Origin of the sequence: Magnetospirillum moscoviense (assembly GCF_001650635.1) — a bacterium.
GTDB classification, from domain to species: Bacteria; Pseudomonadota; Alphaproteobacteria; order Rhodospirillales; family Magnetospirillaceae; genus Magnetospirillum; species Magnetospirillum moscoviense.
Genome location: NZ_LWQU01000104.1, coordinates 206,038 through 216,153, shown reverse-complemented (window position 1 = coordinate 216,153; position 10,116 = coordinate 206,038). Strand labels below are relative to the sequence as shown.

12 protein-coding genes are annotated in these 10,116 nt (G+C 65.6%); 6 read left to right on the top strand and 6 right to left on the bottom strand.

The features are described from left to right. Positions 1–330, top strand: a 330-nt coding sequence (locus tag A6A05_RS21445; protein ID WP_216635756.1) for a hypothetical protein, incomplete at its 5' end; no start/stop codon positions are given. A 195-nt stretch (positions 331–525) separates the two neighbouring features. Continuing rightward, the gene (locus A6A05_RS05635) at positions 526–1,023 is read left to right on the top strand and encodes a 3TM-type holin (RefSeq protein WP_068498303.1); all 498 of its coding nucleotides are present in this window, start codon (positions 526–528) and stop codon (positions 1,021–1,023) included. Here the strand turns inward: A6A05_RS05635 and A6A05_RS05630 are convergent, their stop codons facing one another. Beyond that, positions 1,024–2,415 carry a tetratricopeptide repeat protein gene (locus A6A05_RS05630; protein WP_245644201.1) on the bottom strand — a complete coding sequence of 464 codons (1,392 nt, stop codon included), beginning with the start codon at positions 2,413–2,415 and terminating at the stop codon, positions 1,024–1,026. It lies immediately after the preceding gene. A gap of 136 nt (positions 2,416–2,551) precedes the next feature. Between A6A05_RS05630 and A6A05_RS05625 the strand changes: the two genes are divergently transcribed. The 4 genes from A6A05_RS05625 (at position 2,552) to A6A05_RS05610 (ending at position 6,904) form a co-directional block, all read left to right on the top strand. Further along, a complete protein-coding gene (locus A6A05_RS05625) occupies positions 2,552–2,995 on the top strand; it encodes a ligand-binding protein SH3 (protein WP_068498301.1) in 444 nt (147 codons plus the stop codon). Positions 2,996–3,083: 88 nt separating this feature from the next. Next, on the top strand, positions 3,084–4,433 hold the full coding sequence (locus tag A6A05_RS05620) for a M16 family metallopeptidase (RefSeq protein WP_068498300.1): 1,350 nt from the start codon (positions 3,084–3,086) through the stop codon (positions 4,431–4,433). Next, positions 4,430–5,716 carry a M16 family metallopeptidase gene (locus A6A05_RS05615; protein ID WP_068498297.1) on the top strand — a complete coding sequence of 429 codons (1,287 nt, stop codon included), beginning with the start codon at positions 4,430–4,432 and terminating at the stop codon, positions 5,714–5,716. The genes A6A05_RS05620 and A6A05_RS05615 overlap by 4 nt, the downstream gene beginning before the upstream one ends. 54 nt (positions 5,717–5,770) lie before the next feature. Then, on the top strand, positions 5,771–6,904 hold the full coding sequence (locus A6A05_RS05610) for a sensor domain-containing diguanylate cyclase (RefSeq protein ID WP_082910725.1): 1,134 nt from the start codon (positions 5,771–5,773) through the stop codon (positions 6,902–6,904). On the opposite strand, the gene A6A05_RS05605 is transcribed toward A6A05_RS05610, so the two are convergent. The 5 genes from A6A05_RS05605 to A6A05_RS05585 form a co-directional block, all read right to left on the bottom strand. After that, a complete protein-coding gene (locus A6A05_RS05605; RefSeq protein ID WP_068498293.1) occupies positions 6,879–7,517 on the bottom strand; it encodes a phosphoribosylanthranilate isomerase in 639 nt (212 codons plus the stop codon). The genes A6A05_RS05610 and A6A05_RS05605 overlap by 26 nt on opposite strands. Continuing rightward, positions 7,514–8,221 (bottom strand): orotidine-5'-phosphate decarboxylase, encoded by a 708-nt coding sequence (gene pyrF / locus A6A05_RS05600; protein WP_068498291.1) that lies wholly within the window; start codon positions 8,219–8,221, stop codon positions 7,514–7,516. Before pyrF ends, A6A05_RS05605 begins: the two co-directional genes overlap by 4 nt. Before the next feature lie 24 nt (positions 8,222–8,245). Next, on the bottom strand, positions 8,246–8,545 hold the full coding sequence (locus tag A6A05_RS05595) for a lipopolysaccharide assembly protein LapA domain-containing protein (protein WP_068498290.1): 300 nt from the start codon (positions 8,543–8,545) through the stop codon (positions 8,246–8,248). 9 nt (positions 8,546–8,554) lie between these two features. Beyond that, complete coding sequence (ihfB, locus tag A6A05_RS05590; protein WP_068498288.1) at positions 8,555–8,839, bottom strand: integration host factor subunit beta; 285 nt, start codon at positions 8,837–8,839, stop codon at positions 8,555–8,557. A 108-nt stretch (positions 8,840–8,947) separates the two neighbouring features. Further along, entirely contained in the window at positions 8,948–9,931 is a 984-nt protein-coding gene (locus tag A6A05_RS05585; protein WP_172822199.1) for an Abi family protein, read from the bottom strand. Positions 9,932–10,116 lie beyond the last annotated feature (185 nt).

Genomic DNA, 10,116 nt, shown 5'->3' with positions numbered 1-10,116 from the left:
GTCCGTACCGCCTTGATTTCTATATCAGATTTGGCAGTCGCTGTCACGAAATCGCAGCACCATCTGGGAAATCCGGGTTTTACTGATGTCGCCCCGGAAGAACTTGGCAGCATAGCCGCCGACTTTCTTTACGGGGGCTATGAACTCTGCCAAACTATCATGCCCTCGAATGAAATGAGGATGCATCTTGGCGGAATGGTTGACCGGCAGTTTGCCCTTGGATTGGCGGCGGGTCTTCGGCGGCGTGACAGTCGTACGGACGCGGTAGTAAAGGGCAACTGGCTACACCTTCTAAATCTCCGCGAGGGAGTACAAAATGGCCGCTGGTAAAGAAGTTGAAATCGCCATCAGGGAAGCATGTATCGAAGCAGCCCAGTCGCTTGGCGGGAATCTTCGCCGCCTGTCGTGGTTCTATCGGAACAGCGCCTCCCGTGTGCAGACACATGACAAGATAGCCGCCTAAAGCCGCTTCATTACGGCCAACAAACCCCGCTTCTAGCGGGGTTTTTTTATGGAGTGACGACGATGATTCCCGCCCTGATCGCCTCGGTCGGGCTGCCCCTGCTGGCGAAAGCCGTGGGGTCGGCCCTCGACGGCCTTGACCATCCCGCCGCCAAGACCGCATCGGCCGCCCTGACCCAGGTCGGCCAGGCCCTGTCCGACCGCGCCATCACGCCCGAGCAGGTGGCCGAGGCCAACCGCCACCTGGAACGCATGACCGAACTGGACAGTACCGAGGCGCGGGCCGCCCTGGCCCAGGTCAACGCCTCGCTGCGCGCCGAGATCCGCTCCGAGGATTGGTATGTGCGGCGCTGGCGGCCGACCTTCGGCTATGCGGTGGCCATCACCTGGACCGCCACCATGGCCGCCATCGCCTGGGCCATCGTCGCCGAGCCGACCCAGGCGCCGGCCATCATCACCGCCCTGGTCAACACCAGCCCGATCTGGGGCATCGCCTTGGGCGTGCTGGGGGTGGCGGTGGTCAAGCGAAGCCAGGACAAGGCTGTCCAGCCCCGGACCTGATCAGGCCGGGGCCTTGGGCGGCCCGGCCCGCTTGTCGGCGACCGCCTTCAGCATCTCGGCCATGCGGGCGACCGGGCCTTCGAAATCGAAGGGATCGGCCTGGCGGAACATCCGCATGGTCGGGTACCAGGCGCTGCCCTCGCCCTCGTCCAGCCAGCGCCAATCCGACACATAGCGCAACAGCATCCACACCGGCTTGCCCAGCGCACCGGCCAGATGGGCGGCCGAGGTGTCGATGGTGATGATCAGGTCCAGTTCGGCCATCAGCGCGGCGGTGTCGCCGAACGAGCCGATCAGGGGGGCCAGATCGCGCACCAGGGCGCTGGCGCCATGGGTCGCCAGATCGGCGGCGCGCTCGCCCATCTGCAGGCTCCACACCGCCACACGCGGATCGGACAGCAGGGGCATCAGCTTGTCGAACGGCCACGAACGGTCGCGGGGCGTGGTCTTGCCGGCCCAGATCAGGCCGACATTCAGCACCGTGCCCGGCGGCCGGCCCAGATGGCTGGTCAAGGCGCGCGGCGGCCGCAGATAGGGCAACTGGACCGGGATGGTCTGCATGGTGGTGCCCAACAGCCAGGCCAGGCTCATGATCGGCGTCCACAGATCATAGGGCGGCGGCGGCGCCCCCTTGGGCACCACCGCATTCACTCCGGCGATGGCCCCGAACAAATCCAGAAGCTCGGGCTGGCACTCGACCACCAGCCGCGCCCCCTTGCCGGCCAGCACCGGCAGGAAACGGGCGAATTGCAAGGCGTCGCCGAAGCCTTGTTCGGCGGTGACCAGCACCGTCTTGCCGGTGATGTCGGCGCCCGGCAGCCAGCGTGTGCCTTCGAACTTGCGTTCGGGCGAGCGGGCCAGGCGCCAACGCGCCTCGTAGCCGGCGAAACCGGCTTCGTAATCTTGCAGGTAAAGGTCCGACAGCGCCAAGTCCCACGCATAATCGCCACTGTCGGGATGGTCGGCCGCCAGCTTGGCCAGGATCGCCCGGGCCTCGGCGTGCTGGCGGCGGTCGCGCAACAGCAGGGCCAGATTATAGGCGAAGGACGCGTTCTCGGGCTGGGCCGCCGCCGCCTGACGCAGGAAACCTTCCGCCTCGATCAGCTCGCCGGCCTCGCGCAGCGCGTTGCCCATGTTGGAATGAAGCGCGGGATCGGCACCGCCCAGGGCCAAGGCCCTGCGATACGACGCCAGCGCCGCCGCCACCTTGCCCTGCCGGCGCAGCGCCACCCCCAGATTCATGTGGGCCAACGGCATGCCCGGATTCAGCAGCGCCGCGCGCGAAAACCCGCTGACCGCCGCATCGACGTCGCCGTCCGACCAGGCCCTGGCGCCATCGGCCAGGGCGCGCCCTGCTTCCAATTGTATCGAGGCCCGTGTCGGCTTGGTCAAACGCTTCCCCCCGGAGAGTTCGCCGCATTTTCGACCGCAAGCGTCTGCGACGCAAGGGGCAGATCATCGTCGCCCCTTGATAACGCGTCTTAGTGCGTTATGTATATTAGAGTTCACTTTTAAAACGAGGCACTCCATGTTGATTTCCGGCTTCCCGTCCGACGGCGTCATCACCGTCAACCGTGTCATCTTGAAGGACGGCTTCGACGTCGACGACCTGCAAGAGCGGGTCGCGCTGCTGTGCGAGAACGTCAAGACCTTCCATTCCGACACCGGCTTCATCGGCGGTTTCGTGTGCCTGAATGCCGGCTTCATCTCGAACGAGGGCTCGACCGTCGGCCAGGCGGTGGAAAGCCCGCTGAAGGACCGCGAGGCGCTGATCGTCACCTTCTGGCGAAGCTTCGCCGAGCACGAGGCCTCGCATCGGTCCGAGACCTTCCAGCCGCTGTTCAAGGAGGTGCTGGCCTTGTGCGAGAACGGCAACGAGGAAACCGGCTATAACCTGCTGTGGCAGGGAGCCGCCTATTCGGCCGAGGACGCCGCCAAGGCGCGCGCCGCCAAAGGCCAGTTCGCCGCTTGAGCTCGGCAAAAAAACGCGTACCCTTGCCCGTCCTTGACGCTTGCCCCATATCCGGGGCAAGCGGCCCAGGATGTGATGCGGAGGATTGATGAGGTTTCTGGCCATTGCCCGCGCGGCGGCCCTGCTGACCGCGCTGGTGCCGGTGGCGGCCACCGCCGCCATCTTCGATCCCACGACCTACCAATTGGCCAACGGCATGCAGGTGGTGGTGGTGGAAAACCATCGCGCCCCCATCGTCAGCCATATGGTGTGGTACAAGGTCGGCGCCGCCGACGAACCGACCGGCAAGTCCGGCATCGCCCACTTCCTGGAACATCTGATGTTCAAGGGCACGCCGAACATCGCGCCCGGCGAGTTCTCGAAGATCGTCGCCAGGAACGGCGGGCGCGACAACGCCTTCACCTCGTCGGACTACACCGCCTATTTCCAGAACATCGCCGCCGACCGGCTGGAGATGGTGATGCGCATGGAAGCCGACCGCATGCACAACCTGACCCTGGACGATGCCCATGTCCGGTCCGAGCTGAAGGTGGTGCAGGAAGAGCGCAGCTCGCGCACCGACAACAACCCGTCCGCCCTGCTGCACGAGCGGATGGAAGCGGCGCTTTACCTGACCCATCCCTATCGCCGCCCGGTGATCGGCTGGCCGGCCGAGCTGGCCGGGTTGACCCGCGAGGACGCGCTGGCCTTCTATCGCCGCTGGTACGCCCCCAACAACGCCATCCTGATCGTCGCCGGCGACGTGGTGCCGGAACAGGTCAAGGCGCTGGCCGACAAGTATTACGCGCCCTTGAAGCCCGAGACGCTGGAGCCGCGCATCCGCGCCGCCGAGCCGCCGCAGGCCGGGGCGCGCCGCATCGAACTGAAGGACGCCCGCGTCCGCCAGCCCAGCTGGATGCGCCAGCATGTTGCCCCCAGCTATGCCGGCGCCACCGACAAGACCCAGCCCTATGCCCTGCAGATTCTGGCCGAGATTCTGGGCGGCGGCGCCACCAGCCGGCTTTACAAGTCGTTGGTGGTCGAGCAGGGCCTGGCCGCCTCGGCCGGCGCCTGGTACGAGGCCGAGGCCCTGGATTGGGCCAGCTTCGGCATTAGCGCCAGCCCGCGCCCGGGGATAAGCATGGACAAGCTGGAAGCGGCACTGCTGGCCGAGATCGCCCGTGTCGCCAAGGACGGCGTCACCGCCCCCGAGGTCACCCGAGCGCAAGCCCGCCTGAAGGCCGGCGTTACCTTCGCCCGCGACAGCCTGCACACCGCGGCCCGCGTGCTGGGCGAGGCGCTGACCACCGGTCAGTCGGTCGCCGATGTCGAGGCCTGGCCCGAACGCATCGCCGCCGTGACGCCCGAGCAGGTGTCGGCGGCCGCGCGCGCCGTACTGGACGAGCGCGCCTCGGTCACCGGCCTGTTGCTGCCGGCCCAGCAGGAGACCCGCCGATGATCCGCCGCCTGCTTGTCGTCCTGGCCCTGCTGACTGCCTGGCCGGCTTACGCCGTCACCGTCGAACGGGTGGTCAGCCCCGGCGGCATCGAGGCCTGGCTGGTCCAGGACCATTCCAACCCGATCCTGGCGGTCGAGATCGCCTTCGCCGGCGGCGCCGCCATCGAGGCCAAGTCCGGCACCGCCCACATGATGAGCGCCCTGCTGGACGAAGGGGCCGGCCCCTATGATTCCCAGGCCTTCCAGGGCAAGCTGGACGATCTGGCCATCAGCCTGGGCTTCGACGCCGGCAAGGACCGCCTGCGGGGCCATCTGAAAACCCTGACCGAGCACCGCGACACCGCCTTCGATTTGTTGCGCCTGGCCATGACGCAAGCCCGCTTCAACAAGGAGCCGGTGGAACGCATCCGCGGCCAGATCCTGGCCGGCCTGGCCCGCGAGCAGCAAAGCCCCGAGGCGCAGGCCTCGAAGGCGTGGTACCGCGCCGCCTTCCCCGACCACCCCTATGGCCGCCCGCTGAAGGGCGACGTTGCCAGCATCAAGGCCATCACCACCGCCGAGTTGAAGGCGTTCGCCAAGACCTGGATGACCCGCGAGGGCATGGTGATCGGCGTGGCCGGCGATATTACCCCGGCCGAGCTGGGGCCGCTGCTCGATCGCACCTTCGCCGCGCTGCCGGCCCGCCATCCGCCGATCAATGTCCCCGAGGCCGCCGCCGCCGGCGGCCGCACCGAACTGGTGACCTTGGACAACCCGCAAAGTGTCGCCATGTTCGGGTCCGCCGGCATCAAGCGCGACGATCCCGATTGGTGGCCGGCCTATGTGGTCAATTACATCCTGGGCGGCGGCGGATTCTCGTCGCGCCTGACCGAGGAAGTGCGCGAAAAGCGCGGCCTGGCCTATTCGGTCTATTCCTACCTGATGCCGTTCGATCGGGGCGGCATCATCATCGGGGGCGTCGCCACCGAGAACGCCCGCATCAACACCTCGCTGGACCTGATCAAGGCCGAATGGCACCGCATGGCCGAGCAAGGCCCGACCGAGACCGAACTGGCCAACGCCAAGACCTATCTGACCGGCTCGTTCCCGCTGTCGCTGGATTCCACCGCCGCCATCGCCGGCCTGATGGTGACCATGCAGACCGACAAGCTGGGACTGGACTATCTGGAACGGCGCAGCGCCTTCATCGAGGCGGTGACCCTGGCCGACACGCGCCGCGCCGCCAAACGTCTGCTGGATGCCGACGCCCTGACCATCGTGGTGGCCGGGCGCCCGACCCCCTGACACCAATCCCTTTTGGGGCTATGGTGGCGGGGCGGGGAAGGAGCGGGTGGAATCATGGGTAACGCCGCATGGTGGATAGCGACGACCTTGGCGGTGCTGGCGGCACTCGACACCATCTTGTTCGTCGAGGGCTTGAGCGAAGGGACGATCCTTCTGCTGGCCGCGCTGGTCAACCTGCTGATCATCGGTGGCGGCGCCGCAATGTTCCTGTGGACCCGGCGCGGCGCCGCCATCAACGCCATGCTGGAAGAACGCGTCGCCGCCCGCACCGCCGAGTTCCGCGATTCCGAGGCCCGGCTGCGCGCCTTCATCCAGGTCGCGCATGACGCCGTCATCGTCATCGACGGCCAGGGCATCATCCAGGAATTCAACCCGGCCGCCGAGCGCATGTTCGGCTATCCCGCGACCGATCTGATCGGCGGCACCGTCAACCGGCTGATGCCCGATATGGTCGCCGCCAAGCATGATCAATATCTGCAGCAAAAGCACCCCACCGGATTCCAATTGATGGGACGCGGCCGCGAGATCATCGGACGGCACGCCGACGGCAGCGAGTTCCCCATCGAGGTCACCGTCGGCACCCATCGAAGCGAAGGCACCACCTATCATGTCGGCCTGCTGCGCGACATCACCCGCCGGCGCGAGAAGGAACAGCGCCTGACCCGGCTGGCCACCACCGACAGCCTGACCGGCCTGTTGAACCGCCGCGCCTTCCTGGAAGCCGGCGAACGGATGATGGCCGATCGCGGCCACAAGCCGCTGACCGTGCTGATGCTGGATGCCGACCGCTTCAAGAATGTCAACGATACCCACGGCCACGCCGTCGGTGACGAGGTGCTGAAGCGCCTGGCCAGCATCGTCGCCACCTCGGCCCGGGCCGACGACGCCGTCGGCCGGCTGGGCGGCGAGGAATTCGCCGTGCTTCTGCACAATACCGGGGTGGAGGGCGGCACCAACCTGGCCGACCGCATGCTGCACGCCGTCCGCACCGCTCAGATCGAACTGACCGGCGACCAGACCGTCAATTTCACCGTATCGATCGGCATCGCTTCGACCGCGACCGCGCACGATCTGTCGAGCCTGCTGCATCAGGCCGATCAGGCGCTGTATGCCGCCAAGAATTCCGGCCGCGACCGCCTGGTGGCGGTGACCGAGGAAACCGTTAAGACGCTTTCGCCGCCCGGATGAAGGCGCGGATCAGGTCGGAATCCTTGGTGCCAGGGGCACTTTCCACCCCCGACGACACGTCCACCGCCGTGGCCCCGCTGATGCGGATCGCCTGGGCGACATTGGCCGGGGTAAGTCCACCGGCCAGCATCCACGGCAGCCGGCATTTGAAACCCTGAAGGATGGTCCAGTCGAAGCTGACGGCGTTGCCGCCAGGCAGGTCCGACCCCTTCGGCGGCTTGGCGTCGAACAGCAGACGATCGGCCACCGGCACGAACAATTCAGCCCGTTCCAGGTCGGCGGCTCCGGACACCGGGATCACCTTCATCACCGGCAGACCGAAATCAAGCCGCACCTGCTCGATGCGTTCGGGGCTTTCGTTGCCGTGGAACTGCAACAGGTCCAGACGCACCGTCGACAGCACCCGGTCCAGCGCGGCATCGTCGGCATCGACGAACAGCCCGACCTTGATGACGTCATCGGCGAATTGCAGGATTTCCGCCGCCGCATCGGGCTCGATCGCCCGCGGGCTTTGGGCGAAGAACACCAGGCCCAGATAATCGGCGCCGGCTTCCAGGGCGGCATCGACGGTGTCGGCGTCGGTCAGTCCGCAGATCTTGACCTCGGCGCTCATACCCCCAGTTCCTCGGCGATGCGCCTGGCGGCGGCGGCCGGGTCGGCGGCGCCGGTGATGGGACGGCCGATCACCAGGATGTCGGCCCCTTGGGCGCGGGCTTCCGACGGCGTCATGATGCGTTTCTGGTCGCCGGCTTCGGCCCAGGTCGGACGAATGCCCGGCACCACCAGCACGGTTTCCTTGCGCACCTGGGCGCGCAAGGCGGCCACTTCGTGCGGCGAGCAGACCAGCCCGTCGATGCCGGCCTGTTCGGCCAGGTCGGCCAGGCGCTTGACCTGATCCAGCACGGTCCCGCCATAACCGATGGCCGCCATCGCCGCCTGGTCGATGCTGGTCAGGATGGTCACCGCCAGCACCTTGGTGGCCGGGCGGCCGACGCGGGCGGCTTCCTCGCGCGCCATATCGACGGCGGCCTTCATCATCGCCAGCCCGCCCGAGGCGTGGATGGTGGTCAGCCGGGGCGCCAACCGGGCGACGCCCTTCATGGCGCCGGCGACGGTGTTGGGGATGTCGTGCAGCTTGAGGTCCAGGAACACCGGCATGCCCAGGCCGGCCACCGCCTCGATGCCGGCCGGGCCGTTGACCGAGAAGAATTCCAGCCCCAGCTTGACGCCGCCGACCAGCCCCTTGAGGCTGGTGGCCAGGGCGACGGCCTGGTTGATGTTGGTGGTATCGACGGCAACATAAACGGGATTGGGCATCGTGTTTCCCTTGGGGAAAAATTGTCAGGCGGCCGGCTTGACCTGGTCGGTCTGGGCCTGCTCGATCTGGCGCGTCAGCGATTCGGCGCGATGGCGCTGCTGGCGGGCGGCACGGCGCGCCCCATGGCCCGACAGCCAGGCGGCGGCCAGGCCGATCACCAGACCCAGGCCCAGGGCGCCCAGCGCCGCCAGATAGACCGGCAAATCCACCGACCACGGCAGCGGCCACAATTCCAGGCGAACCTCGTGCCGGTTGGCGACCGCGAACAGCGCCATCAGCGCCGCCAGCGGCAAGCCCACGATCCAACCGAGGAAACGCGCCATGGCGAAATCCTATTCGTCGGCGTTCAGCAACTCGCGCAGCTGCTTGCCGGTCTTGAAGAAGGGCACCGCCTTGGCGTCCACCGACACCTGCTCGCCGGTGCGCGGGTTGCGGCCCTGACGGGGGTCGCGGCTTTTGACGGAAAAGGCGCCGAAACCACGCAGCTCGACCCGGTCGCCACGCGACAGGGCGTTGGCGATCTCTTCGAAGATGGTGGTAACGATCCGTTCGACGTCGCGCTGGTAGAGATGGGGATTCTTCTCGGCCAGGCGGGCGATCAGCTCCGACTTGGTCATGCTGGGTCCGTTCTTTCGGTCTGTCCTGCAACTATCGGCCAGGGTGCCGAAGGCCGGAGTGGGAGTCAAGCTAAGGCGTTGTCGGAACGGGAGAATTCCGCCGGCCGGTCAATCGCTGTTGGGTGTATAGCAAAGTCCGTTCGTCAAGGGACATAGCACGGCGGCGTCCTCAGCGACGGAAAACCGTCGTTTCCAGTACTCAAGTCCCGTCCATCCCTCAGGGAACCCCATCTGCGCCAGTGGAACTTCCGGATATTCCATCAGCAATGAACGCAAGCGGTCCGGCCAGCGAGACCCGTCAGCAACGACATCCATCAGGTAATTGATCATGACGCAAAGACCATAAAAGCGGTTTGCCGCTTCCCGAGGCCAAGCTTCGGAAAGTTTCCGCGGAATCTTCGGCTGAATGGTGAAAACCCTGTTCCAGACGCGGCTGTGATGAGCCACGACGTTGCGCGAGAACCAGAGCACGTGAAGCCAGCTCTCGAAGAAGGCGTTATCCAAGCCGAACTCGTCCGAGATCAATTTCTGATTACACCCCCGCAGCCGTTTGTAGATATGCGAGACCTGACCAAACGACAACGTTTCGAACACCATCCAGCTTGGCGGATAGATGTTGGCGTACTTCTTGGAATAGTGCTTGAGAAATGCATGGTGCGTCTTGCCATCCCGGAGATCGATCGAGGCATTGATCTGCTCGACAATCTCAGGATGGTGCGGCTTATCGAACAGCGTATCGTTGTTGAGCCAGAAGGCTCCATGGGTAAGCGACATCTTGTCCGAAATGACCGTGCGGATCGCCACTTCGATGCGCTCCAACGCGTCGATCAGCAGCAGCCGCACCTTTCGATCGAACACGTAGAGATCAAGAATCTGCGAGAATGTCGTGCCGGGGCGGAAAGCACCGCCCCCATCCTCTTGGCGCACCTGAAAGGGCGGAAAATACCCGGACAACCGAAAATAGCCGATATAGGTCAGGTAATGCGTGAGCCGGGATTCGTCTCCGATCTCAAGCCCCCTCGACCTGAGCAGGGCGATCAGCTCCGTGGGAGCCAATGGCTGCTTTAAATAGGGCTCACGGCTCTCATGCAAAAAAATAGCCTCCCATGGTGCGCTTCGTCGAGAGGCGTGGGAGGCGTTGTTGGCCGCCTAAGTAGCCCCTTGGGAATCGACTGTCAACAAAAACATCGAAGTTTAACGCCGCAACCATCACGCAGTTTCAGGCGCGCATTTGTCGATTAATCGGCGATATCATTTCGTACAAGGTTGATTGCCGT

What these genes read in the sequence shown, in the direction of transcription:
- A6A05_RS05605 (WP_068498293.1), bottom strand. Translation starts at nt 7,517, where the DNA reads ATGAGCGCCGAGGTCAAGATCTGCGGACTGACCGACGCCGACACCGTC.
- A6A05_RS05615 (WP_068498297.1), top strand. Translation starts at nt 4,430, where the DNA reads ATGATCCGCCGCCTGCTTGTCGTCCTGGCCCTGCTGACTGCCTGGCCG.
- A6A05_RS05620 (WP_068498300.1), top strand. Translation starts at nt 3,084, where the DNA reads ATGAGGTTTCTGGCCATTGCCCGCGCGGCGGCCCTGCTGACCGCGCTG.
- A6A05_RS05610 (WP_082910725.1), top strand. Translation starts at nt 5,771, where the DNA reads ATGGGTAACGCCGCATGGTGGATAGCGACGACCTTGGCGGTGCTGGCG.
- A6A05_RS05595 (WP_068498290.1), bottom strand. Translation starts at nt 8,545, where the DNA reads ATGGCGCGTTTCCTCGGTTGGATCGTGGGCTTGCCGCTGGCGGCGCTG.
- A6A05_RS05635 (WP_068498303.1), top strand. Translation starts at nt 526, where the DNA reads ATGATTCCCGCCCTGATCGCCTCGGTCGGGCTGCCCCTGCTGGCGAAA.
- ihfB (WP_068498288.1), bottom strand. Translation starts at nt 8,839, where the DNA reads ATGACCAAGTCGGAGCTGATCGCCCGCCTGGCCGAGAAGAATCCCCAT.
- pyrF (WP_068498291.1), bottom strand. Translation starts at nt 8,221, where the DNA reads ATGCCCAATCCCGTTTATGTTGCCGTCGATACCACCAACATCAACCAG.
- A6A05_RS05625 (WP_068498301.1), top strand. Translation starts at nt 2,552, where the DNA reads ATGTTGATTTCCGGCTTCCCGTCCGACGGCGTCATCACCGTCAACCGT.